Source organism: Mycobacterium sp., assembly GCF_032162605.1.
GTDB lineage: Bacteria > Actinomycetota > Actinomycetes > Mycobacteriales > Mycobacteriaceae > Mycobacterium.
This window is the reverse complement of the sequence record NZ_JAVROT010000056.1, coordinates 1-22,471: the sequence shown is the minus strand read 5'-3', so window position 1 is coordinate 22,471 and position 22,471 is coordinate 1. Positions and strand designations below refer to the sequence as shown.

Annotated in this window: 26 protein-coding genes and 1 riboswitch; of the genes, 10 read left to right on the top strand and 16 right to left on the bottom strand. The window is 67.2% G+C overall.

Annotated features, from left to right (window positions below):
* Positions 1–49 precede the first annotated feature (49 nt).
* Together QOI01_RS03110 and QOI01_RS03105 are read right to left on the bottom strand one after the other, a co-directional pair.
* Entirely contained in the window at positions 50–385 is a 336-nt protein-coding gene (locus QOI01_RS03110) for a cupin domain-containing protein (protein ID WP_526378495.1), read from the bottom strand.
* Positions 382–1,596: an NAD(P)/FAD-dependent oxidoreductase gene (locus QOI01_RS03105; RefSeq protein ID WP_526378493.1), complete on the bottom strand. Its 1,215-nt coding sequence runs from the start codon at positions 1,594–1,596 to the stop codon at positions 382–384. The genes QOI01_RS03110 and QOI01_RS03105 overlap by 4 nt, the downstream gene beginning before the upstream one ends.
* Positions 1,597–1,659: 63 nt before the next feature.
* Here QOI01_RS03105 and QOI01_RS03100 point away from each other — a divergent pair, with 63 nt between their 5' ends.
* Positions 1,660–2,835, top strand: coding sequence for an acyl-CoA dehydrogenase family protein (locus QOI01_RS03100; protein WP_526378491.1), 1,176 nt, complete (start codon positions 1,660–1,662; stop codon positions 2,833–2,835).
* On the opposite strand, the gene QOI01_RS03095 is transcribed toward QOI01_RS03100, so the two are convergent.
* The 10 genes from QOI01_RS03095 to thiD form a co-directional block, all read right to left on the bottom strand.
* Entirely contained in the window at positions 2,777–4,096 is a 1,320-nt protein-coding gene (locus QOI01_RS03095) for a uracil-xanthine permease family protein (protein WP_526378489.1), read from the bottom strand. The genes QOI01_RS03100 and QOI01_RS03095 overlap by 59 nt on opposite strands.
* 41 nt (positions 4,097–4,137) lie before the next feature.
* Positions 4,138–4,998: an LLM class F420-dependent oxidoreductase gene (locus QOI01_RS03090; protein ID WP_526378487.1), complete on the bottom strand. Its 861-nt coding sequence runs from the start codon at positions 4,996–4,998 to the stop codon at positions 4,138–4,140.
* Between the two features lie 19 nt (positions 4,999–5,017).
* Entirely contained in the window at positions 5,018–5,452 is a 435-nt protein-coding gene (locus QOI01_RS03085; protein WP_526378485.1) for a MarR family winged helix-turn-helix transcriptional regulator, read from the bottom strand.
* Between the two features lie 66 nt (positions 5,453–5,518).
* Positions 5,519–6,742 carry an amino acid permease gene (locus QOI01_RS03080; RefSeq protein WP_526378483.1) on the bottom strand — a complete coding sequence of 408 codons (1,224 nt, stop codon included), beginning with the start codon at positions 6,740–6,742 and terminating at the stop codon, positions 5,519–5,521.
* Between the two features lie 10 nt (positions 6,743–6,752).
* Positions 6,753–7,595, bottom strand: coding sequence for a polysaccharide deacetylase family protein (locus tag QOI01_RS03075; protein WP_526378519.1), 843 nt, complete (start codon positions 7,593–7,595; stop codon positions 6,753–6,755).
* A 143-nt stretch (positions 7,596–7,738) separates the two neighbouring features.
* The gene (locus QOI01_RS03070; protein WP_526378481.1) at positions 7,739–8,026 is read right to left on the bottom strand and encodes a DoxX-related protein; all 288 of its coding nucleotides are present in this window, start codon (positions 8,024–8,026) and stop codon (positions 7,739–7,741) included.
* A gap of 16 nt (positions 8,027–8,042) precedes the next feature.
* The gene (locus tag QOI01_RS03065; protein ID WP_526378479.1) at positions 8,043–9,530 is read right to left on the bottom strand and encodes a flavin-containing monooxygenase; all 1,488 of its coding nucleotides are present in this window, start codon (positions 9,528–9,530) and stop codon (positions 8,043–8,045) included.
* A gap of 48 nt (positions 9,531–9,578) precedes the next feature.
* Positions 9,579–10,202, bottom strand: a complete 624-nt coding sequence (locus tag QOI01_RS03060; RefSeq protein WP_526378477.1) for a septum formation family protein — start codon at positions 10,200–10,202, stop codon at positions 9,579–9,581.
* Positions 10,203–10,221: 19 nt separating this feature from the next.
* Positions 10,222–10,839: an alpha/beta hydrolase family protein gene (locus QOI01_RS03055; protein WP_526378517.1), complete on the bottom strand. Its 618-nt coding sequence runs from the start codon at positions 10,837–10,839 to the stop codon at positions 10,222–10,224.
* A 5-nt stretch (positions 10,840–10,844) separates the two neighbouring features.
* On the bottom strand, positions 10,845–11,708 hold the full coding sequence (gene thiD, locus QOI01_RS03050) for a bifunctional hydroxymethylpyrimidine kinase/phosphomethylpyrimidine kinase (RefSeq protein ID WP_526378475.1): 864 nt from the start codon (positions 11,706–11,708) through the stop codon (positions 10,845–10,847).
* Positions 11,702–11,837: riboswitch (TPP riboswitch) on the bottom strand. Its footprint overlaps the gene before it by 7 nt.
* Positions 11,838–12,010: 173 nt before the next feature.
* Between thiD and QOI01_RS03045 the strand changes: the two genes are divergently transcribed.
* From QOI01_RS03045 to QOI01_RS03035, 3 genes are all read left to right on the top strand, one after another.
* Positions 12,011–13,753 carry an MFS transporter gene (locus tag QOI01_RS03045; RefSeq protein ID WP_526378473.1) on the top strand — a complete coding sequence of 581 codons (1,743 nt, stop codon included), beginning with the start codon at positions 12,011–12,013 and terminating at the stop codon, positions 13,751–13,753.
* A 114-nt stretch (positions 13,754–13,867) separates the two neighbouring features.
* Positions 13,868–14,326: an SgcJ/EcaC family oxidoreductase gene (locus QOI01_RS03040; RefSeq protein WP_526378471.1), complete on the top strand. Its 459-nt coding sequence runs from the start codon at positions 13,868–13,870 to the stop codon at positions 14,324–14,326.
* A gap of 24 nt (positions 14,327–14,350) precedes the next feature.
* A complete protein-coding gene (locus QOI01_RS03035; RefSeq protein WP_526378469.1) occupies positions 14,351–15,010 on the top strand; it encodes a class I SAM-dependent methyltransferase in 660 nt (219 codons plus the stop codon).
* On the opposite strand, the gene QOI01_RS03030 is transcribed toward QOI01_RS03035, so the two are convergent.
* The 3 genes from QOI01_RS03030 to QOI01_RS03020 are packed head-to-tail and all read right to left on the bottom strand — an operon-like array spanning position 15,000 to position 17,298.
* Positions 15,000–15,806, bottom strand: coding sequence for an exodeoxyribonuclease III (locus tag QOI01_RS03030; protein WP_526378467.1), 807 nt, complete (start codon positions 15,804–15,806; stop codon positions 15,000–15,002). The genes QOI01_RS03035 and QOI01_RS03030 overlap by 11 nt on opposite strands.
* A gap of 5 nt (positions 15,807–15,811) precedes the next feature.
* Positions 15,812–16,705 carry an N-acetylglutamate synthase, CG3035 family gene (locus QOI01_RS03025; RefSeq protein WP_526378465.1) on the bottom strand — a complete coding sequence of 298 codons (894 nt, stop codon included), beginning with the start codon at positions 16,703–16,705 and terminating at the stop codon, positions 15,812–15,814.
* Positions 16,705–17,298, bottom strand: coding sequence for a peptide deformylase (locus QOI01_RS03020; RefSeq protein WP_526378463.1), 594 nt, complete (start codon positions 17,296–17,298; stop codon positions 16,705–16,707). Before QOI01_RS03020 ends, QOI01_RS03025 begins: the two co-directional genes overlap by 1 nt.
* A gap of 132 nt (positions 17,299–17,430) precedes the next feature.
* Here QOI01_RS03020 and napA point away from each other — a divergent pair, with 132 nt between their 5' ends.
* The 5 genes from napA to QOI01_RS02995 are packed head-to-tail and all read left to right on the top strand — an operon-like array spanning position 17,431 to position 20,777.
* On the top strand, positions 17,431–17,739 hold the full coding sequence (gene napA, locus QOI01_RS03015; RefSeq protein ID WP_293240964.1) for a nucleoid-associated protein NapA: 309 nt from the start codon (positions 17,431–17,433) through the stop codon (positions 17,737–17,739).
* 51 nt (positions 17,740–17,790) lie between these two features.
* Entirely contained in the window at positions 17,791–18,258 is a 468-nt protein-coding gene (locus tag QOI01_RS03010; RefSeq protein ID WP_526378461.1) for a LytR C-terminal domain-containing protein, read from the top strand.
* Positions 18,259–18,268: 10 nt separating this feature from the next.
* Complete coding sequence (gene sodC / locus QOI01_RS03005; protein ID WP_526378459.1) at positions 18,269–18,976, top strand: superoxide dismutase[Cu-Zn]; 708 nt, start codon at positions 18,269–18,271, stop codon at positions 18,974–18,976.
* Complete coding sequence (locus tag QOI01_RS03000; RefSeq protein ID WP_526378515.1) at positions 18,933–20,108, top strand: glutamate--cysteine ligase; 1,176 nt, start codon at positions 18,933–18,935, stop codon at positions 20,106–20,108. Before sodC ends, QOI01_RS03000 begins: the two co-directional genes overlap by 44 nt.
* Positions 20,109–20,156: 48 nt before the next feature.
* Complete coding sequence (locus QOI01_RS02995; RefSeq protein ID WP_526378513.1) at positions 20,157–20,777, top strand: LON peptidase substrate-binding domain-containing protein; 621 nt, start codon at positions 20,157–20,159, stop codon at positions 20,775–20,777.
* On the opposite strand, the gene QOI01_RS02990 is transcribed toward QOI01_RS02995, so the two are convergent.
* Positions 20,778–21,611, bottom strand: a complete 834-nt coding sequence (locus QOI01_RS02990; RefSeq protein ID WP_526378457.1) for an alpha/beta fold hydrolase — start codon at positions 21,609–21,611, stop codon at positions 20,778–20,780.
* Between the two features lie 83 nt (positions 21,612–21,694).
* Here QOI01_RS02990 and QOI01_RS02985 point away from each other — a divergent pair, with 83 nt between their 5' ends.
* Complete coding sequence (locus QOI01_RS02985) at positions 21,695–22,282, top strand: TetR/AcrR family transcriptional regulator (protein ID WP_526378455.1); 588 nt, start codon at positions 21,695–21,697, stop codon at positions 22,280–22,282.
* The last annotated feature ends 189 nt before the right edge of the window (positions 22,283–22,471 follow it).

The following is a 22,471-nucleotide window of genomic DNA, read 5'->3' as shown; positions in this document are numbered from 1 at the left end:
CCGTCGGTCGCGGGTAAGGCGGACTAGGGTACTGCCCAGCCGCCGCGATTCAGAAGATCGAGTAGACCTTGCGGACGGTCTCGTGGATGTCCCAGGTACCGGTCCAGCCCTTTGGGAACACCGCAACGTCGCCGATGCCGATCTCGGATGACTCGCCGTTGTCGGGTGTCACCGTCATCCGGCCCGCGACCAGGTAGATCACCTCGTTGGTCTCGAGCGCCCACCGCGACGGCCCTGGCGCACACTGCCAGATGCCCGCCGAGGAATCACCGTCCACCCAGACCTCGAGCCCGTGGGTGGCCATTGGCGCGTCGGTGGCCTCGTCGAGCGGGCCCCAGTCCTCGAGCTCGGCGTCGATCGCGTGGGGCAGCAGGCTGGTGATCACTGTGGGGCCCTTTCGGGGAACGGTAGTGAGATCGGTTCTGGGGCAACACGACTGTTGCCTTCGGCGTCGAATCGGTCGAGTCCGAGATCGGTCAGGTCGAGCCAGTCGCAGCTGCCCGTTGCGGTGAGATCGGCGGCCACCTGTGCGACGGCCGGGCCCCACATCATGCCGTGCCCGGCTGCGCTGGCGACCACGGTGCCCTCTATCGCACCGTCGTCGGTCAGCAGTGGGCCGAGGATCGGTAGATGGTCCGGCGTGTAGTCGATGGTCGCTGCCCAGGAGCGGCGCAGACCAAGGCCGACGACGGCGGGGAAGAGGTGCTCGATGCGATCGCGGGCCTTGCGGTAGTACAAGGTATCGAAGTCGACCGCCACACCCGGCGGCTCGTCCGGGTTGCTCATGCCCCACAGCAGGCCACCGTTTTCACCAGGCCGCCAGTAGATTCCAGACGTCACGTCGAACACCATGGGCAGCTCGTTCACGTCGAGGTCGGGGAGCGCGGCGGTGACCACGACCTGGTGGCGGGTCCCGCCCGCGGGAATCCGGGCGCCGGCGAGCGAACCGACCTCGGCGAGTTGCGGTCCGCCGGTCAGGACGACGCGGGCGCTGTCGACCGGACCCTTGGAGGTATCGACGCCGACGACCCGGCCGCCACTGGTGCGAAGGCCGGTGAAGGCGCAGTGCTCTCGGACGTCCACTCCGGTGGCGGTGAGTGCTGCCGTGTAGGCGAGCACGTTCCGCGGTGCGTCGAGGTAGCCGTCGCCGGGTGCGTACGAGGCGCCCATCGTGACGCCGGCGGCCATTCCCGTGTGCCGGCCGTCGAGCTCGTCACTGCTGAGCCACTCCACGGCGAGGCCGAGGCCACGCTGCAGCGCGATGCGATCGTGGGCCTGCGCCACTTCGGCTTCCGTGAAGCTGGGCATGAGATAGCCCTGTGCCTTGAAGCCGCAGTCGATGGGGAAGCGATCGCCGCTGGCTGCGTAGAATTCCTGAGCGCGGAGGCCGAGGCGGATTGCGGTCTCGGTGCCACCCTGCGCACGCACCATGCCTGCGGCGCGGCTGCTTGCGCCGTCTCCGAGCGTGGTGGCTTCGAGCAGGACGACCTTCTCCACGCCGGCTTCGGCAAGGAGCACCGCCGTCCACGCGCCGATCGTCCCGCCTCCGACCACCACCACGTCGGCGATGTCGGGACTGGTCCTGGAACTGGCCATAGTCTGGAACGGTCGCATAGACTGAACACTCAGTCAAGAGGTCGGCGAGGATCGGGGTACCGGATGTACGGACTGACGGAAGACGATCGGCGCATCCAGGCCACGGCCCGCACGTTCGTCGATTCGCTGATTCCGCTCGAAGTCGAGGCCGAGCTCGCCGGTGGCATTCTGCCCAAGGAGGTGACCGCCGAACACCATGCGCGGGCAGTCGAATTGGGACTCTACGCGACGAACATGCCGACCTCGGTCGGCGGGCCAGGCTGCACCGCGCTGCAACAGGTCCTGGTGCAGGAACAGTGTGGCCGAGCCACCAACGGTCTGGCCTGGGTGATGGCCACCCCGCCCCAATGGTGGGTGGACGTGGCGACCGACCATCAGCGCGAACGCTGGCTGCTGCCCGCGGTCCGCGGTGAGAAGCACGAGGCCTACGCCATCACCGAGGAGTTCGCCGGATCCGATGTCTCGGCACTGGAGACGACGGCGCGCCGCGACGGTGACGAGTACGTCGTCGACGGGGTCAAGTGGCACGTCACGTCGTACAACCTGGCCGACTACTGCTTCGTACAGGCCGTCCTCGTCGGTGGCCCGTTCGAGGGTGATCACGTCCTTCTGGTCGTCGACCTACCTTGGCCGGGTGTGGAGGTCGTTCGCACACCACATTATTCGCATCACATCGCCGACGAGCACCCGATCGTGGCCTTCGACGGGGTGCGAGTGCCGGTGGACAATCTCGTCGGCGCCGAGGGCGAGGGGATGACGTTCACGCAGGACTGGTTCCGGTTCGAGCGGCTGATGGTCGCCGCCAGGTGCGTCGGCGCGGCGCAGCGGTTGATCGACGAGGTGACCGCGTTCGCGAAGGACCGGGTGGTCGACGGAAAGCCGCTCGGAGAGCATCAGCTGGTGGCGGGGATGCTGGCGGACAGCGCCACCGAACTGTTCGCCGCACGCACCATGCTCTACGAGGTGGCGCGCTCGATCGACGGTGGCGCCGACCGCAAGACCCTGCACGCGCAGGCCTCGATGGCGAAGCTGTACTGCTCCGAGATGGGCGGCCGGGTCGCCGACCGCGCCGTACAGATCTTCGGCGGCCGCGGCTACATGCGCGAGAACGTCGCCGAACGGATGTATCGAGAGCTACGCGTCGAACGAATCTGGGAGGGCGCCAGCGAGATTCAGCGCCTCATCGTGGCCCGTCAGCTGATGAACCGAGGTCCAGCGGCAGTGTTGGAGGGGACGTGACCTCTTCGGCTGAATCCGTCGCCCGCTCCTGACGGAAGCCCAGCAGTCGCATACCGTGGTAGATGATCAGCGCCGCGATCGAGCCCAGGGCGATGCCGGTGAAGATCAAAGATCCTGCCTGCCAGGTGAAGTCGGCGATGCCGATGATCAGGGGAATCGCGGCCGTCATCTGGTTGACGGGCAGGCTGAAGTCGACGTGGTTGGTCAGCCAGATGCGAATGCCCAGAACCCCGACCAGTCCGTAGAGCACGATGGTGGCCCCGCCGAGGACGCCTGGCGGTATCGCGGAGATGGCCGCACCGACCTTCGGGCACATGGCCAGCACGATCGCGACCGCGGCGGCGATCCAGTACGCGGCAGTCGAATACACGCGGGTGGCCGCCATGACACCGATGTTCTCGGCATAGGTGGTGGTGGCCGATCCGCCGCCGAACCCCGCCAGCGTCGTCGCGACGCCGTCTGCGACGATGGCCCGGCCCACCATCGGATCGGTGTCGGTACCGGTCATCTGGCCCACTGACTTCACGTGGCCGATGTTCTCTGCGATCAGCGCGATCACCGCGGGTAGGAACAGCGGCAATACCGCGAGGTTGAACGACGGCGCCTGGAACTCGGGGAGGCCGATCCAGGGCGCCGACGCGATCGCCGAGGTGTCGACGTCGCCGAGTGCGAGCGCCAAGAGGTAGCCGATGACGACGGCGAGGAAGATCGCCAACCTGCCGATGATGCCGCGGAAGAACGCCAGGACCGCGACGAGCAACACCAAGGTGACGACACCGACTACCGGGCCCTTCTCGAAGTTCGACTTCGCGGCAGGCGCGAGGTTGAAGCCGATGAGCGCGACGATCGCACCGGTCACCACCGGGGGCAGCGTGGCGTCGAGCCAGTGGGTGCCGACGAAGTGCACGATCGCGCCGATGACGATCAGCAGCAGGCCGACGGCGACGAGGCCGCCGAGTGCGCTGCCCGTTCCGTTGGACGCCACGGCCGCCGTCACGGGCGCGATGACGGAGAAGCTCGAGCCCAGATAGCTCGGCAGTCGATTGCCGGTGATGATCAGGAACAGCAGGGTGCCCACGCCGGAGAACAGCAGTGTGGTGGCGGGCGGGAAACCCGTCAGCACCGGCACCAGGAACGTGGCGCCGAACATCGCCACGACGTGCTGCGCGCCGATGCCGATGGTGCGCGGCCAGCTCAGCCGTTCATCGGGCGCGACGACGTGCGCGTCGGACGGGACGGGGCTCCAGTGCAGTGGGATCACAGGTTGGACTACACACCATCGGAGCCCATGTCGCCAGCCGACTATCTGGGGAGTCGTGGAATGACCTCGTCGCCAAGCCGTTTCACCCAGCCGACCGGATCGGGATTTCCGGGAAAGGGGCCGGCGTTGAGCAAATCGAAGCCCAGTGCGGCGAACTGCTCGACGCTGCGCAGATACTTGTCGAGATCGGCGAACGGATCGACGAAGAAGCCTGCGGTGAGCCGGATGTCGGAGAAGTCACGGCCCACGTCGTCGCAATGCCTGCGCAGCACGTCGATCTTGTGCGGCAGCTCGTCGATTCCCGACGTGGAGTTCCACACGTCGGCGTACTGCGCGACAAGGCGCAGGGTCTTCTTCTCTCCATCGCCGCCGATGAGGATCGGCGGCCGCCGGATCGGCTGTGGCTGACAGATGGTCTCGGCCAACCGGTAGTGCTTGCCCTCGTAGGGGCCGTCGACGTCGCTCCACATCTGCTGGCAGATCTGCAGTGTCTCCTCCAGCATCTCGAACCGATCCTTGACAGGGGGATACGGCACGCCGAGCGCCAGATGCTCGCGCTCGTACCAGGCGGCGCCGATGCCGAACATCGAGCGGCCCTGCGACAGCACGTCGAGCGTCGTCATGGTCTTGGCCAGCACACCGGGATACCGGTAGGTCACGCCGGTGACGAGCATGGTCAGGGGGATGCGGTCGGTCTGACCGGCCAGGAAGCCCATCGACGTGTAGCCCTCGAGGAAGGGGTCCTCGGCGCGGCCCATCGCCTCCATCTGGAAGAGGTGGTCGGCCAGGGTGAACATGCCAGCCCCGGCATCCTCGGCCGCCTTCGCGGTCGCGGCGAGGGTCGGCCCGAGCTTCTCCGGCGCGCCGGGCAGGAAGTCGATGTGGTGAACGCCTAATTCCATTGTGATCAATAGCCTTTCGTTAGTCGTTGAGTCTTTCCAGAAGCGTCAATGCTTCGTTGATGACGCGGCGCTCCGGTTCGCTGTAGCGGTCCTCCATGGCGAGCACCAGCCACTCCTCGCGCACCTTGCGATCCTTGTCGGCGTGCCTGCGGCCGCCTTCGGTGAGCGCGATCAGCTGCCGACGCCCATCCTCGGGATCTGGCGTGCGAACAATCAACCCATGGCGGTCGAGGCCGGCCAGCGTGGTCGCCATGGACTGCGGGCGCACGCGTTCCGCGCCGGCCAGCTGACTGGTCGATGCGGGGCCGTCCTTGATGAGTCGGATCAGGACCGCGGTCTGGGACGGCGTCAGGTCCTCAGCAGTGGCGACCTCGAGCAGTCGCCTGCGCAGCCTGCTGAACATCACGCGCAGATCGCGCGCCGCTGCTACCGCCGACTCACTGACCTGCCCCATATCGACAGCTTAAACTGAACAGTTGAAACTGTCTAGTTTGGCGACTGGCTCACTCGGATCACGAGACTACGGGCGACGGAATGCGTACGCCGCTGCGCCGACCAGTAGGACGCCGGTGCCGACGACCACCGACGTCAGCGGCAGTGTGACTGCGAGCATCAGGCAGCCGATCAGGCCTGCGACGGGGATCACCCTCGCGCCAAGGGTGAATGCCGATGCGTTGGCGATCGCGTAATACACCAGCACGGCGAAGGACGAGAAGCCGATGGCGCCGCGCAGGTCGAGCGTGGCAGCGAGGACGGCGACCACGGCGCCTACCGCCACTTCCGCGCGATGCGGGCTGTTGAACCGGGGATGCACCGCGGCGAGAGCGGGGGGCAGGTGGCGGTCGCGGGCCATGGCGAGCACCGTGCGGGACACGCCGAGAGTCAACGCCAACAGGGAGCCGAGCGCGGCGACGGCTGCCCCTACCCTTACGACTGGAGCCCAGCCGGGGTGGCCCGCGGCGGTCACCGCGTCGGCCAGTGGCGCCGTCGCGGAAGCCATTGCCGCACTGCCCAGTTGGGCCAGGACCGTGCCTGCGACGACCGCGTAGACCGCCAATGTGGCGAACAGCGCGACGCGGATGGCCCGCGGAATCGTCCTGGCGGGGTCGCGCACCTCCTCCCCGAGCGTGGCGATGCGCGCATAGCCCGCGAACGCGAAGAACAGCAGCCCCGCGGACTGGAGCACGCCAAGGACCGTCACGCCTGCGCCGACCGACAGACGGGAGATTTCGGCATCACCGGATCCGACGATCACGACGACGACCGCGGCCAGGACCGCCAGCACCCCTGCGACGATGACGCGGGTGAGCCACACCGACTTCTGGACGCCGACGGTGTTCACCACCGTCAACGCGACCACGGCCGCGACCGCCACGGCGTGTGCGTACGCGGGCCACGCGTAGACGCCGACCGTGAGTGCCATCGCGGCACACGATGCGGTCTTGCCGACGACGAAGCACCAGCCCGCGGTGTATCCCCAGAACGGCCCGAGGCGTTCGCGCCCGTACACGTAGGTGCCACCCGACTCTGGGTAGCGAGCGGCGAGCCGGGCCGACGACGTGGCGTTGCAGTAGGCGACGACCGCGGCGACGGCGAGGCCGACGAGGAGCGCCGACCCGGCGGCCGCGGCGGCGGGCGCCAGCGCGACGAAGATCCCCGCGCCCAGCATCGAGCCGAGCCCGATGACGACGGCGTCCGCGGTGCCAAGCCTCCGCCGTAGGGCGGGTTGCTCGGGCGATGCCACGGCCTAGAGGTTAGCCGGGGTAGGCCGACGTCAGGCGGGCCGCCTCTGGTTTGAGGAAGACGTCGTTGAGGGTCACCGTGCGCAGGTTGCGGTCCCCGATGATGTCGACGAGTTCGTGATAGACGGTGGTGACCGGCGGGTGGTTGAGGTGAGCGATCACGACTGAGTTCGCCGTGTAGTACTTGTCGGCGTTCGCGACCACGTCCCGCGGGGCGAGGATCTGGTCGTCGCCGAGATTGCCGTTCCACAGCGCGGTCTCGGTATAGCCGAAATCCCCAGCCACCGACTGGACCAGATCGTTGTAGGCGCCGTACGGCGGCCGGTAGTAAGGCGTGGCATCCACGCCGAAGGTGTCCCTGAGGAACTGATCCGTGTGCCTCAGCTCGTCGGCGATCCGGGCCCCCGTCAGCTTGGTGAGGTCCGGGTGAATCCACGTGTGGTTGCCCAGCTGCACCTGGCCCGACTCCACCAGCGGCAGCAACGCGTCGCGATTCTCGGTCCACGACGAATAGACCCCGGTCACGAACATCGTGAGGCGAATGCCGGTGTCCTTGGCCAGCTGGCAATAGCCGCGGACCACCCCGGTGTCGACGCCGTCGTCGAGGGTGAGCGACAGCAGATCGCCACCAGGACCGGGTAGGGCGCTGAGCACCCCGCCGCCGGGGAGCGTCATCCGCGCCCCGGCCGGCGGTGGCGGCAACAGCGTCGGCCACTCCGGCGGGAGAGGTGGCCCGACGGCCGCCACCGGAGCGGGCGCCTGAGCGGCCTGGCTGGAGGCGCTCACCCCGCAGCGGACCAGGGCGATGCCCGCCGCCGAGGCCACCACGCCCATGAGAACGCGACGACGCGACAGCATCGGCACATCAGTCACTCTGGTAACAGGGGGCACCTCGAGCAGAGTAACTGCAGACCCGCCGGAAACCGCGGAAGCTGGAGGTGACTGTCTGTGGATTCGCTTGCGGTGTTTGCCGTCGGGCGCATCGACGGCGTCGGTGATTACCGGTTGCGGGCGATGTTGGCCCCGAGGTAGGCGCCATACGCGAGAAGGCCGACGACGGCCAGCTTCCTGGTCTTTCGAGCGGCGAACCCGAGACCGATCGCCGTCTCGATGCCGCCGTTGACGTAGATGTGCTTGCGGGTGTCGCGCGGGAAGGCGGACACGGTGATCCCCTCGAACGCCTGGGGCCGGACGAAGTGCGAGACCCCGGTCCCGGCCAGGACGAGCCCGCCGAACACGGCTGCGCGTGAGTCCTTCTTCTCGTAGGCCGCCTTTTGGTAAGACACGGGGAGTCCTCTCCGATCAGGCAATTGAAAAGTCACTCAGGGGAAACTCCGACGCCTCCTTGATTGCCGTCTCCGTCGACGACGGCCGCAAGAGCGTCGGCTCTCCTGCTGGGTTGAAGTAGTACGAATGGGCTCCTGCGCAGTTGCCGGTCGTGAACAGCGAGTCCCCGAGGAGTTCGGTCATCCGGTCCAGGAAGGCCGTATTGGCGTCCTCGGTGACCTCGAACGTCGTCGCCCCGCGTCGCTTGACCTCGGTGAACAGCCGATCCATCAGCCGCATCTGGTACTCCATGGTGTTGAAGAAGTTCAACCCGAGGAACGCGTACGGACTGGCCAGGCTCAGGTAATTAGGGAAGTACGGCATCGAAACACCCTGATACGCCTGGAATCTGGTGTCACGCCACCACTTTCCGAGATCGCGGCCGTCGCGCCCGATGATCTCGACCGCGGGGAAGTTGGCTTCCCACAGGTCGAAACCCGTGGCCAGCACCAGCGTGTCGATGACGTTCTTGGTGCCGTCGTTGCCGACGATGCCGTCGGCCTCGACGTGGTCGATGCCGCTGTCCTGCAGGTGCACATGGGGTTTGGTCAACGCGCGATAGTAGCCGTTGGAGAACGTCGGGCGCTTACAGCCGAAGTCGTAGTGGGGCGTCAGGCGGCGACGCAACTCGGCATCGCGGATCACTGCGAATCGGTGGAGCGTGGACAGATCGGAAGCCGAGACGTTGAACCGCCCGCGGAAGGTGCGGTAGTGCCTCACCCCGACGGAGACCATGACCTCGTAGATCGAATCGGTCAGCCAGCGAAGAACGCGCTGCGTCAACGGGATTCGTGCGAACAGCCGTTTGGTGCGCTCGCCGAAGCGCAGGTCGATCTTCGGCACCACCCAGATCGGGGTCCGCTGATAGACGGTGAGATCTGCGGCCCGCTTGGCGAGTTCTGGGATCAGCTGTACGGCGGTGGCACCGGTTCCGATCACCGCGATGCGGCGTCCGGCGGCGTCGTAGTCGTCCTCCCACTCGGTGGTGTGGACGACCTTGCCCTCGAAGCTCTCGATGCCCGGGATCTTCGGCACCTTCGGCTGCGACAGGAATCCCGTGGCGGTGATCAGGTAGCGCGCCAGCAGCGTCTCACCGCCGGCCAGTGCGACGCGCCACGCGCTCGCGTCCTCGTCCCAGCGCGCACCCTCGACGATCGTGTTGAAGCGCATGTGCCTGCGGATGTCGTACTTCGAGGCGACGTCGTCGGCGTACTGCTTGATTTCCGGACCCGGCGTGAACAGACAGGACCAGTTCGGGTTGGGTTCGAAGAAGTACGAGTAGGTGGTGGTCGGGACGTCGACCGCCAGACCCGGGTAGTGATTGACGTACCAAGTGCCGCCGAGGTCGTCCTCGCGCTCCAAGATCACATAGTCGTCGTAGCCCAGCCGGTTGAGCTGAATGGCTGCGCCGATTCCGGCGAAGCCAGCCCCTACGATGACCGCGTCGAAGTGCGCCGAAGTCATGGGGAAGACGGTACCTCAGGTACTGGGTAGGTATCTGGACGTTAACCGCTACCCCTTGATCGACCCGGTCCGCTTGTCCTCGGTGGTGGCCATGCAGACGATCTCGCGGTCGCCCTGGGCCCATGTCTCGGACGTCGGATACAGCACGAACACGCCGATCGAATCGTCCGTGGCGGCATCGGCGGAGTAGGACGCCAGCTCGGCCGGGCACTTGTTCTGCCACTCGTTGATCGTCGACTGACCGGGATACTCGCCGTCCGGCATGCTCAGCACCGCGTACACCTCACCGGCGTGCGGCTCGCTGCAGTCGGTCTTCGACACGATCTGCACCAGCGTGCCGTCCGGGATGTCGGTGATGCAGTCGCCCGTGGTCAGGTTGGTGGCGATGACCTTGTCCTTCGTCGCGACCACGAAGACGACCACGGCAGCAGCGAGACCGCCGAGCAGGACCACGCCGAGGACCACCAGACCGATGATCAAGCCCCGGTGTGACTTCTTCGGCGCCGGGTACGGGTAGCCCGCCGGCGGTGGTCCGTATTGGCCTGGAGGCCCGTACGGACCCTGTTGATAGGGCATCGGGGGAGGTGGCGGAACGCCCGGCGGCCCGTACTGGGGCGGGGGCGGGGGTCCGTACGCGGGCGGCTGATTGGGATCTCCCGAGGGCCAGCTCATCCCGGCAAAGATAGCAGGATCAGGGCCGCAGCGACCGTAGTGCGGCGTCGACCGCGAGCGCGGGGACGTCGAGGGTCTTGGAGCCAAGGTCGTGACGGGCGCCGGTGACCTCGATGACCTCGGTGGGCGCACCGATGAGTGCCGCGGCGGCCCGCACTTCGTCGATGGTGCCGAAGGGATCCGAGGTGCCGTGGGTGAAGACGGTCGGCGCGCCGATGCGGGGCAGGTGTTCGGTGCGTGCGCGTTCGGGCTTGCCCGGTGGGTGCAGCGGATAGGAGAACAGGGTGAGGACGTCGACGGGCAGGCCGTCGGCCACCGCCATCGACGTCATGCGACCGCCGTAGGAGTGCCCGCCCGCGAGGACCCGACCGTCGACGAGGGTGCGAGCCAGCTCGACCGCCTCGACGACACCCGCCTGATCGGTCTTGGCGGACCCCGACGGTGGACCCTTCGGCCTGCGCCGCCGGTAGGGCAGGTTGAAACGGACCGCCAGCCAGCCCCGCCCGGCCCACTGGTCGCAGACCCTGACCAGCAGCGGCGAGTCTCGGCTGCCGCCGGCTCCGTGGGTGAGCACCACTGCCCCCAAGGGCGCGCCCGCCGGCTCGTGCGCGATGCCCGCGATGACGTCAAGATCCATCGGCATCACTGCTCCTCGCGCGAGCGCTCGTCGGCACCGAGCCTGAAGAGCGGGGACACCGGGCCGTGGCCATGGCCCAACGGGTACGCGGCACGCAGACATTCGGTGACCCACTGCTTGGCGAACGCCACCGCGTCCGGCACCGAGTAGCCGTGTGCCAGCGCGCATGCCGTCGCAGCCGCGAGGGTGTCTCCCGCGCCGTGATCGTGGCCGGTGTCGATGCGTTCGGCGTCGAACTCGTGGAAGTCGGTGCCGTCGAAGAGCAGGTCCTGGCTGTGCGACGACGAGCGAAGGTGGCCGCCCTTGACCAGCGCCCACTTCGGGCCGAGTGCGTGCAGGGCCCGTGCCGCATCGCGCTGGGTGGCGGCATCGATGACCTCTATGCCCACGATGAGCCGTACCTCGTCGAGGTTTGGCGTGACCAGCGTGGCAAGCGGAAAGAGTTCGTGGCGAAGCGCGTCCAACGCGGACGGGTGCAACAGCGGGTCGCCGTGCATGGAGGCGCAGACGGGGTCGACGATGAGCGGTGCCGCCACGTCTTCAGCATCCAGGCCGCGCCACGTCTCCGCCACCGCCCCGATGATGTCCGACGACGCCAGCATCCCCGTCTTGGCGGCCTGAATACCGATGTCCTCGGCGACGGCCCGGATCTGCCCGGTGATGACGTCGAGGGGGATCTCGTGAAAGCCCTTCACACCGACGGAGTTCTGTACGGTGACCGCAGCCACCGCGACGCAGCCGTGCACGCCCAGCAGGGCGAACGTGCGCAGGTCGGCCTGGATGCCCGCACCGCCGCCGGAGTCGGAGCCTGCGATCGTCATCACGCGCAGCGGCGTCTGCCCGGGCGGGGTGAGCGGTAGATAGTTCACAATTTTCCCCTCCCTACGCCGGCATTACCCGGTCAGGTTCATACGGTCGACGGCCCCCATTCGCGGTGCGAATATCAAGCTCAAGCCGTCCTCTCAGCGCACCAGGTGTGCGCTCCCGCGCGGACGGGTCTCAACGTACCGCAAGCGCGCGGGGGCTTTTTGAGGGGTGATGTGCTTTTTGAGGGGTGATGTGACGGAAATGGGAGGGAATGGAATTGCCCCAAGTTGTTTTGTATAGCTAACGTATGTGTTTTGGGCGACGCGGCCCTCGATTCCATGATTTCGATAGGTAACCGAAGCTGATGACTGACCTCGAGACGCCCGACGCGGCGCTCGCCGAAACTGCCACGCGGCGTCGGCGGATGGACCACGACCACCCTCACTACAAGTGGGTGGTGCTGTCCAACACCACGCTCGGCACGCTGCTGGCCACCATCAACGCCTCAATCGTCCTGATCTCACTGCCCGCGATCTTCCGCGGCATCGGGCTCAACCCACTCGCCCCCGGCAATGTCAGCTATCTGCTGTGGATGCTGATGGGCTATTTGGTGGTGACCGCGGTCCTGGTGGTCCCCTTCGGCCGCCTCGGCGACATGCTGGGCCGGGTCCGCATCTACAACTGGGGTTTCGTGGTCTTCACCCTCGCCGCGGTCGCCCTGTCGTTCGATCCGTTCCATCTCGGTGGCGGCGCCCTCTGGCTGATCGGCTGGCGCGTGATCCAGGGTGTCGGCGGGGCGATGCTGATGGCGTCGTCGTCGGCGATCCTCACCGATGCCTTCCCGGCCAACCAGCGTGGCATGGCGCTCGGCGTCAACATGGTGTCCGCCGTCGCCGGATCGTTCCTCGGCCTGCTCATCGGCGGGTTCCTGTCCGAATGGCACTGGAAGGCCATCTTCTGGGTTGGCGTGCCGATCGGCATCCTCGGCACCATCTGGAGCGTCCGCTCGCTGCGGGAACTCGGCACCCGCACCGCAGGCCGGCTCGACTGGCCGGGCACCCTGACCTTCGGTGTCGGTTTGACGGTGCTGCTCGCAGGCATCACCTACGGCATCCAGCCCTACGGCGACTCCACCACCGGATGGACCAACCCGTGGGTGCTTGGGGCGATCGCCTTCGGCCTGCTGTCCCTGGTGGCGTTCTGCTTCATCGAACTGCACGTCAAATCCCCGATGGTCGACGTCCGGTTGTTCCGGTCCGCGTCGTTCGGCATGGGCAACCTGGCCGGACTGATGTCCTCGATGGGACGCGGCGGACTGCAGTTCATGCTCATCATCTGGCTGCAGGGGATCTGGCTTCCCCTGCACGGCTACAGCTTCGAGTCCACACCGCTGTGGGCGGGCATCTACCTGCTGCCGATCACGTTCGGCTTCCTGGTGGCCGGGCCCGTTGCCGGCTCACTGTCCGACCGCTTCGGCGCGCGACCGTTCACCGTCGGCGGCATGCTGCTGATGGCAGCGACCTTCATCGCACTGGTGATGATCCCGGTGAACTTCAACTACTGGGTCTTCGCCGTCCTGGTCTTTCTCAATGGTCTCGGCGGTGGCATCTTCACTGCGCCCAACACCGCGGCGATCATGTCGAGCGTGCCTGCCGCCCAGCGAGGGGCCGCGTCCGGCGTCCGGGCGACGTTCTTCAACGCGGGCTCGTCGCTGTCCATCGGCGTCTTCTTCTCGCTGATGATCATTGGGCTTGCCAACACGTTGCCGTCGGCGATGAGCAGCGGCCTTCAGGCGCAAGGTGTTTCGGCGTCCGTCGCGCACGATGTGGCCAACCTGCCGCCGGTCGGCAGCCTGTTCGCCGCCTTCCTGGGCTACAACCCGATGGGCGAGCTGCTGGGTCCCTCGGGCGCTCTGCAGGATCCCGCGGTGAATGCCGACCTGCTCACGGGCAAGACGTTCTTCCCGCAGTTGATCACCGAGCCGTTCCACTCCGGGCTGACCGTGGTGTTCATCGCCGCCGCGGTGATGATGCTGCTCGGCGCGGTGGCGTCGCTGTTCAGCGCGGGCCGGTATGGCACCGAGGTGGACGCCGACAACGAGGTGTAGGTCCCGTCCATTCCCGCGAGCGTGCGTGTCTGCTCCGCGACACGCCGGGATTCTTGGCGGTCCGCGCACGCTCGCGGTTGACCTCAAGCCAGGTTGAGCCCCTAGCGTGAATCCATGTCCGATGACCGACCCGCACTCTCCGACGACGAGGACCGCCTCGAGGAGGCGCGGCTCGCCGTCGACGCCTTCGTCGCGGAACTGCAGGCTGGTGCCGACGGCCGCGACGCCGACGCGTTCAACGCCCACTTCGCCGACGACGTGCTGTGGGGAACCCCCTACGGCGACACCGTTCTCGGGTACGACACCCTGCACGACGTCCACCGGCGGATGCTGCCCCGGCGCGTCGGAGGTGCGTCGTCCCGGTATGAGACCGTGCGGGTCGGTGCACCCGCACCCGAGGTCGCGGTGGCGCAGGTGCGACGGGTCGCCATGGGCGAGGACGGGACGCCGGTCGCGGACACCGATCCGAGGAGGTTCTCCGAGATGGCGACGTTCGTCCTTGTCAGGCGTGATGGGCAGTGGTGGCTGGCCGCAGGTCACCACACGCCGATTCGGCCCAAACCGTCGCCTTAGCCGCTCATCTCTACTGTGGATGGCATGACGACGTCCGGAGGGCAGGCGCGAAGCCTGCAGCGCAGAACGCTCAACGATTCGATCACGCGGTTCTGGAGTCTCGCCGCACCCGCGTACGACCAGCGGTGCCTGCAACGGCTCGTCTACCAGCCTGCCCAAGACGAGGTGATCGCCGCACTGCGGTCCCGCGGATCGCGGCGGGTGGCCGACATCGCCTGCGGAACCGGCATTCTCGCGTCGCGGATAGCCGATGAGTTGCTCCCCGAAGAGGTCTACGGGGTCGACATGTCGGACGGCATGCTCGCACAGGCCCGGCGGCGGTCGTCGTCGGTGTCCTGGAAGAAGGCGCCTGCCGAACAACTGCCGTTCGCCGATGAATTCCTCGACGCCGTCGTCACCACCTCGGCGTTCCACTTCTTCGATCAACCGGCCGCGTTGCGCGACTTCCATCGCGTACTCGCGCCCGGCGGAGTGGTAGCCGTCGCGACGATCAGTCCCCGCCAGCTCCTACCGGTGCAGCTGTTCGCCGCAGCCACGTGGGCGCCAGCCCACAATCCGTCACCGGACCGGGTATACGCCCTGTTCGAGGAGGCGGGGTTCACCGTCAGTGATCAGCGCCGGGTTCGCAGGCCCTGGTGGACTCAGGCCGTATCGGATCTGATCACCATCGGCGTCAAGCGTTAGCGCTCAGATCGACCAGCACCGGTGCGTGATCGCTGGGCGCCGGTGTGCCCTTCTTGCCGGGCTTGCGTTCGTCGCGGACGATTTCGGCATGCGTGACGCGCGAGGCCAGCGCCGGTGAGCCGAGGATGAAGTCGATGCGCATGCCCTGCTTCTTGGGGAACCTCAGTTGGGTGTAGTCCCAGTACGTGTACACGCCAGGGCCCGGCGTGAACGGTCTGACCACGTCGGTGAACCGTGCGTCGGCGAACGCGTTGAACGCCGCCCGTTCGGGCTCGGTCACGTGGGTGCTGCCGCGGAAGAACTCGACGTCCCAGACATCCTCGTCGGTGGGGGCGATGTTCCAGTCCCCGACGAGCGCGATCGGCGCAGTGTCGTCGTCCGTCAGCAAGTCAGAAGCGGTATTCCGCAATGCGGCAAGCCATTCCAGCTTGTAGGCGTAGTGCGGGTCCCCGATGGTGCGGCCGTTGGGCACGTACAGGCTCCAGACCCGCACCCCGCCGCAGGTCGCACCGATCGCCCTGGCCTCGTCCGCGTCATTGAACGCCGGCTGCCCGCCGAAGCCCATCTGGACGTCGTCGAGGCCGACGCGCGACGCGATCGCGACCCCGTTCCACTGGTTGTGTCCGTAGTGGACGACGTCGTAGCCGAGCGCCGCGAACGGCATCGTCGGGAACTGGACGTCGGTGCACTTCGTTTCCTGCATCGCGAGCACGTCGACGTCGCCGCGCTGCAGCCAGTCGGTAACCCTGTCGATGCGGGAGCGGATCGAGTTGACGTTCCAGGTGGCCAGTCGCACGTGGTTCACCCTAGCGACAGGTACCGCGAGCGGTGATGCACGCCGAAGCCCATCGCCTCGTAGAGCGTTGTCGCCGCGGCGTTGTCGGTGAGCACCTGCACGTAGGCGCGGGTGGCGCCGCGTTCGACGGCCCACTCCAGAAGGGCCTCACATAGCGCGCGGGCCAGGCCGCGGCGACGGGCTCCGTCGGCGACGTGCACCGACGACAGTCCTGCCCACCGCGTGCCGTCGGGTGCCACGGTGACGGCGCCCCGTCCCACCGCGGCACCAGCCAAGCTCGCGAACGTTACCTCACCGTCGACGACCGCGGTCAGGACGTCGATCGGCACACCGCGGGGATGTACGGCCAACCAGTCGTCATCCGGCCGGGACGTCAGCGCGACGTTCGGCGCATCTGGCGCCACGAGGCCGGTCAATTGCCTTGCCATCACGATGTTCTCACCGTCGGTCGGTTGGCCGGGTGGTACGCGGAACAGCCGGTCCGGTGCGGCGATCAGCGGCGATGCCCCTCGAGCGGCGTACCAGTCCACGATCGCACTGAGGTCTGGACGAGGCCATGGCAGCAGCGGCACGGCGGAGTTCCCGCGCCTGGTGCTGCCGTGGCCGAACCGCAGCAGCCACCCGTCGATCCACTGCTGCTCGACGCCGGGCCACGCGAGCGCGGCGGCATGCTCCAGGTTGCGGATCTCGGACGTGCGCACCGGCATGGCCGACAACGGCCTGATCGACACCACGTCGACCGCGGCGACGGCGACCACGTCACCACGCTTGTCGCGGACCCGCAGCGTGGGGCCGACGTCGAGCAGATCCCCGACGACGTCGCTCAGCGGCGGCACCGACCCGGCGGGCAGGCGGTACCGCAGGCTGACGCGGGTGCCGACCGCGGGCAGCTCAGGCACTAGTGCCCGAACGGATCGGGATCCTCGCCGGGGGTCCACGAGAGATCCGGTATGCCCCAGCCGTTGGACTTCACGGTGCGCTTCGCCGCGCGCGCGTGCCGACCGATCAACCGGTCGAGATAGAGAAACCCGTCGAGGTGACCGGTCTCGTGCTGGAGCATGCGAGCAAACAGCCCGGAGCCCTCCAGCGTGATCGGTGTGCCGTCGGCGTCCAACCCCGTGACGCGAGCCCAACTGGCCCGTCCCGTCGGGAACGATTCGCCGGGCACTGACAGGCAGCCCTCGTCGTCGTCGTCGGGATCGGGCATCGTCTCCGGCACCTCGGAGGTCTCGAGGACCGGGTTGACGACGACGCCGCGGCGACGGGTCGGGCGGCCCCGCTCATCGGCGCAGTCGTAGACGAACACGCGCTGGGAAACGCCGATCTGATTGGCGGCCAAGCCGACACCGTGGGCGGCGTCCATCGTTTCGTACAAATTCGCGATCAGTTCCGCGAGCTCGGGAGGGAGCGAACCGCCGTCGCCAACCGGGATGGGACTGATCGTGGTGTGCAGGATGGGATCTCCCACGATGCGGATGGGTACTACGGCCATGCAGGAAGATTAGTGGGCACGCTTAAGTCAGCCGACTCGCGGGCAGGCTCACGGCTCTACTCCGTCGGCCGTGGTTGAATGTGGGCCGTCACCACCGGAATGTCTTGACTGCTGGAAGGGTCCACAGAGCAAATGGACGGCGCCATTGCACGGACTGAAAAGTCCGGGGACGACGCGGCCCTCGCCGACGGTCTGACCCGCCGTGAACACGACATTCTCGCGTTCGAGCGGCAGTGGTGGAAGTACGCAGGGTCCAAGGAAGACGCCATCAAGGAATTGTTCTCGATGTCGGCGACGCGCTACTACCAGGTCCTCAACGCGCTGGTCGACCGCCCGGAAGCGCTCGCGGCCGATCCCATGCTGGTCAAGCGTCTGCGTCGGCTCCGAGCCAGCCGCCAGAAGGCACGTGCGGCCCGCCGGCTCGGCTTCGACGTGACGTGATCGGTACCTGAGGTTTTCACCCCGAGACCCCGTCTCGATACAGTGAGTGCGATGAATCAACGAGAGTCCTCCGGGTTGCCCCTGCGCGCCATGGTCATGGTGTTGCTCTTCCTCGGTGTGATCTTTCTGCTGGTCGGGTTCCAGGCCATCGGCTCCGGCGACGACACCGACAGCAGCTCGTCGAGCTCGGCCACCACCGTCACGACGGCCGCCACCTCGAGGGCGGAATCCTCGCAGCCAGCTGCGGCAAAGCCCGAGGTGCGGGTCTACAACCTCTCCGACGTGGCCGGTCTGGCCGAGGAAACGGCGACCCGCCTGCGCGACGCCGAATGGGACGTCGCCGAAACCGGAAACCTCACTCTCGCGGACGTGACCGCCACGACCGTGTACTTCGGCGAGGCGCCGGGTGAGAAGGATGCCGCCGACGAGATCGGTGCTCTGCTCCAAGCGCCCGTGGAACCCAGAACTCCGGCCGTCGCAGACCAGCCACCCGGCGTGATCGTGGCCGTCACCAGTTAGGCTCTTTGACATGCCGATCTCTGCCCCGATTCGCTTCCTCGCCGCCGCGGCACTCATCGTTCCGATCGCGAGCGCCTGCTCCCCCAACGAGCCGGTCGCCACGCAGCCCGGTACCACGCCGTCGGTGTGGACTGGTTCGCCGCCGCCGTCGGCCGCGCCGGGTCAGCAAGCCGAAGGCGGAGCACCGACGGCGCCCACGGGTGAGACGCTGACCGCCGACATCAAGACGGCAGACGGCACGTCCGTCGCGTCCGCTCAGTTCGTCTTCTCGGGCGGCTTCGCAACCATCACGGTGAAGACCACCGCGGCCGGCCAGCTGGCCCCGGGCTTCCACGGCCTGCACATCCATTCGGTGGGCAAGTGCGAGCCAGCCTCCGTCGCGCCGACCGGCGGGGCGCCTGCCGACTTCAACTCCGCAGGTGCGCACTTCCAGGTGGCCGGCCACACCGCGCATCCGGCCAGTGGCGACCTGGCGTCCCTGCAGGTGCGTGGCGACGGTTCGGCTTCCCTGGTGACCACCACCGACTCCTTCACCGCGGCGGACCTGCTCGCAGGCCAGAAGACGGCCATCATCATCCACGAGAAGGCCGACAACTTCGCCAACATCCCGCCGGAACGCTACCAGCAGGTCAACGGCACGCCCGGCCCCGACGAAACCACGATGGCCACCGGTGATGCCGGCAAGCGGGTGGCGTGCGGTGTCATATCCCCTCAGTAAGGCAGCAGCCACCCAGAGACCTCAGCGGATCGACTTCGCCGGTTCACCCCGACAGACGATCGGCGTCGAGTGGGAGTTCGCCCTCGTCGACCCCGAGACACGTGAGCTGAGCAACGAAGCGGCCGGGGTGATCGCCGAGATCGGCGAAAGTCCGCATGTGCACAAGGAATTGCTGCGCAACACCGTCGAGGTCGTCACCGGCATCTGCGACAACTCCGCCGAAGCGATGGACGACCTGCGCGCCACGCTGGGGCCCACCCGCCGGATCGTTCGCGACCGCGGCATGGAGTTGTTCTGCGCGGGAACTCATCCCTTCGCGAAGTGGTCGGCTGAGCAGCTGACAGATGCGCCTCGCTACGCCGAGCTGATCAAGCGGACCCAGTGGTGGGGTCGACAGATGCTCATCTGGGGCGTGCACGTGCACGTCGGGGTCTCTTCCGCACACAAGGTGATGCCGATCATCACGTCCCTTCTCGACCAGTACCCACATCTGCTCGCGCTGTCCGCGTCGTCGCCCTACTGGGACGGCGGTGACACCGGATATGCCAGTAACCGCGCCATGATGTTCCAGCAGCTGCCGACGGCGGGTCTGCCGTTCCACTTCCAGGAGTGGTCGCAGTTCGAGCAGTTCGTTCACGATCAGAAGAAGACCGGCATCATCGATCACATGAACGAGATCCGTTGGGACATCCGCCCTTCGCCTCATCTCGGCACCGTCGAAGTGCGGATCTTCGACGGCGTCTCCAATGTCGCCGAGCTGGGCGCGCTCGTCGCGCTGACGCACTGCCTGATCGTCGACCTGGACCGTCGCCTCGATGCAGGTGAGCATCTGCCGACCATGCCGCCCTGGCACGTGCAGGAGAACAAGTGGCGCGCAGCGCGATACGGCCTCGATGCGGTGATCATCCTGGACGAGGACAGCAACGAACGGCTGGTCACCGAGGACCTCGACGAGATACTGAACCGGCTCGAGCCGGTCGCGAAGTCGCTGGGCTGCGCCGACGAGCTGGCCCAGGTGTCGAGCATCTATCAGTCCGGCGGGTCCTACCAACGGCAGCGCCGGGTCGCCGAGGAACACGACGGGGACCTGAGGGCGGTCGTCGATGCGCTGATCGCCGAGTTGGTTCTCTAGGTTCGAGCGCGGCGACATGGGGAACTCCGAATCGTGGCCATAACACCGATGTTCCCGTTGGAGTCCGTGCGACTGCCGGGCGAACAGCTGCCGTTGCGCATCTTCGAGCCGCGCTACGGTGCGCTGGTCCGCGAATGCCTCAGCGATGCAATGGAATTCGGTGTCGTGCTGATCGCCGCAGGGCGTGAGGTCGGTGGCGAGGATACGCGGTGCGACGTCGGTTCGATGGCGCACATCATGGAGTGCCAGGACTTGGGTGATGGACTCTACCTACTCGAATGCGAGATGCGAGAACGTATCCGGGTGACGGCGTGGCTCGAGGACGACCCGTATCCGAGAGCCGACGTGGAGCCATGGCCGGACGAACCGGGGATGACCGTGACGGGCGGGGACATCGGTGTCGTCGAGGACCGGGTGATGGAGGTGTTCGAGCGGATCGCGGCGGCACAGAGCGCGACGCTGCCACCGCGCGGCCGGCTGCTCGGCGAGCCGGAGCCCGGCGACGACGCGGGAAGGCGCCTGTATGCGTTGGCGTCGCGGGTACCGATGGGCCAGGCGGATCGGTACTCGGTGCTGGAGGCGCCGACCGCGGCTGCCAGGCTCGATGTGCTACGGGATGCCGTCGAAACCGTGGCCGCGATGATCGAGTTCCAACTCGCCGGGGAGTAGCTACTTCTCGGATCCGATGAAGCGGCGCAGGGTGTCGGCGAACAGTCGCGGCTGGTCCACGGGAATCAGCGTCCAGGAGTCGTCCACCTCGACGAGTGTCGCGTCGTCGAACGTCTCGGCCAGCCGGTGGGCGTGGGCGAGCGGCATCATCAAGTCGTCGCGTGCCCACACGATCAGCACCGGACGGGTGAAGCGGGAGAGGTGACCGGCCCAGTCGAGCAGGATCCGACGCGCAGGCGTGCCGGTCGCGAACTTGACCAGGTCGCGACGGACCAGGGGATTCTGCGTCGCGGGACGGAACCATTCGTCGTAGACGCTGTCGGGGATGCCGCGTTGGCTCAGTCCGCCGTACGTCCTGCGGTTGTGTCGGAAGAACTTGGTGTGCAGCATCTTCGACAGCACCCAACCTCCGCCGGGAAGCCTGCACACCCATGCCGCCGGTCGCGCGGGTTTCGGTGGGAAGTTGTCGAAGGCCTCGCACGATGCCAGGACGAGTCGGGCGACGCGTCCATCCCGTCCGTCGGTGACGATGAATTGACCACCGCCCCAATCGTTCAGCACCAGCGTTACCTCCTCGAGATCCAACGCGTCGAGGAAGTCGGCCAGGATGCGGGCCACGCCGAGTTGGGTGAGATCGGCGTCCGCATTCATCGGCTCCGGATGCGCGCCGAGCGGCAGCGTCGGCGTGATGCACCGGTAGGTGTCCAGTAGTGGAATCACGTCGCGCCACACCGTCCCGGTCATAAGCAGGCCGTGGGTGAAGACGATGACAGGCCCGGCGCCGCCCGTGTCTTCGTAGTGAATCGGTCCCGCCGGCACGTGTACAGAGGTCAACGAACCACTCCTAGATAGATCGTTCTAGTTAGTCGCACGCTACACTCGACGCTGACCGCGGGGCAAGGGACGGGAGTCGACCGATGGCACAACCGGACACGCGCGAGCGGATTCTCCTGGCGGCCGCCGAGTTGTACCGCAGGCAGGGCATGCCCGCGTCCGGGCTGAAACAGATCGCGGCTGCGGCGAACGCTGCCTTCGGGTCGATCTACCACCACTTCCCAGGGGGCAAGGAGCAGATCAGCGAAGAGGTGATCCGCGCCGAGGGGGTTCGGTACGCACGGCTCGTCGGCGAACAGCTTTCGGCCGCAACGGATCCGATCGACGGCATCCCCGGCGTGTTCGAAGCCGCGGGAGCCCTGCTCGCAGCGACGGACTACGCGGAGGCATGCTCGATCGAGACGATCGCGTTGGAGGTGGCGAGCACGAACGACCGCCTGCGAGCCGCCACCGCCGAGGTCTTCGAGGACTGGACCGCGTTGTTGGCGCACTGGTTCGCTAGCGCAGGCCTTGACGACGAGGACTGCCGCCGGCTGGCGCTCGCTGCGCTGGGTGCCTTGGAAGGAGCCTTCGTGCTGTGCCGCAGCCTGCGGTCGACGGAGCCGATGGCCGCAGCCGGGACGGCGGTCCTTGCCGCAGCCCGCGCCACCGCGGGCGCGTTGCACGACTAGTACCCTGAGTCGTCAGTTCGCCTGCGGTAGTTGGCAACACCCGAAGCACCACTGACTGCGACAGTCTCAGATGGGTGACCTTCGAGCTCGATTCGAATCAACGGCCCGGACGCTAGAACGGTGGGGTGGTGTCGGGGGTTGCTTGTTCGGCTTCTTCGGCTGCTCGTTCGGCTGCGGCTGCGGCTGCGG

Excerpts from the sequence above, each read along its gene's own strand:
- QOI01_RS03020 (WP_526378463.1), bottom strand. The coding sequence starts at position 17,298 with ATGGCCGTAGTACCCATCCGCATCGTGGGAGATCCCATCCTGCACACC.
- QOI01_RS03085 (WP_526378485.1), bottom strand. The coding sequence starts at position 5,452 with ATGGGGCAGGTCAGTGAGTCGGCGGTAGCAGCGGCGCGCGATCTGCGC.
- QOI01_RS03100 (WP_526378491.1), top strand. The coding sequence starts at position 1,660 with ATGTACGGACTGACGGAAGACGATCGGCGCATCCAGGCCACGGCCCGC.
- QOI01_RS03055 (WP_526378517.1), bottom strand. The coding sequence starts at position 10,839 with ATGGATCTTGACGTCATCGCGGGCATCGCGCACGAGCCGGCGGGCGCG.
- QOI01_RS03065 (WP_526378479.1), bottom strand. The coding sequence starts at position 9,530 with ATGACTTCGGCGCACTTCGACGCGGTCATCGTAGGGGCTGGCTTCGCC.
- QOI01_RS03105 (WP_526378493.1), bottom strand. The coding sequence starts at position 1,596 with ATGGCCAGTTCCAGGACCAGTCCCGACATCGCCGACGTGGTGGTGGTC.
- sodC (WP_526378459.1), top strand. The coding sequence starts at position 18,269 with ATGCCGATCTCTGCCCCGATTCGCTTCCTCGCCGCCGCGGCACTCATC.
- QOI01_RS03000 (WP_526378515.1), top strand. The coding sequence starts at position 18,933 with ATGCCGGCAAGCGGGTGGCGTGCGGTGTCATATCCCCTCAGTAAGGCA.
- napA (WP_293240964.1), top strand. The coding sequence starts at position 17,431 with ATGGACGGCGCCATTGCACGGACTGAAAAGTCCGGGGACGACGCGGCC.
- QOI01_RS03060 (WP_526378477.1), bottom strand. The coding sequence starts at position 10,202 with ATGAGCTGGCCCTCGGGAGATCCCAATCAGCCGCCCGCGTACGGACCC.
- QOI01_RS03040 (WP_526378471.1), top strand. The coding sequence starts at position 13,868 with ATGTCCGATGACCGACCCGCACTCTCCGACGACGAGGACCGCCTCGAG.
- QOI01_RS02985 (WP_526378455.1), top strand. The coding sequence starts at position 21,695 with ATGGCACAACCGGACACGCGCGAGCGGATTCTCCTGGCGGCCGCCGAG.
- QOI01_RS03090 (WP_526378487.1), bottom strand. The coding sequence starts at position 4,998 with ATGGAATTAGGCGTTCACCACATCGACTTCCTGCCCGGCGCGCCGGAG.
- QOI01_RS03010 (WP_526378461.1), top strand. The coding sequence starts at position 17,791 with ATGAATCAACGAGAGTCCTCCGGGTTGCCCCTGCGCGCCATGGTCATG.
- QOI01_RS03045 (WP_526378473.1), top strand. The coding sequence starts at position 12,011 with ATGACTGACCTCGAGACGCCCGACGCGGCGCTCGCCGAAACTGCCACG.
- QOI01_RS03035 (WP_526378469.1), top strand. The coding sequence starts at position 14,351 with ATGACGACGTCCGGAGGGCAGGCGCGAAGCCTGCAGCGCAGAACGCTC.
- QOI01_RS02995 (WP_526378513.1), top strand. The coding sequence starts at position 20,157 with ATGTTCCCGTTGGAGTCCGTGCGACTGCCGGGCGAACAGCTGCCGTTG.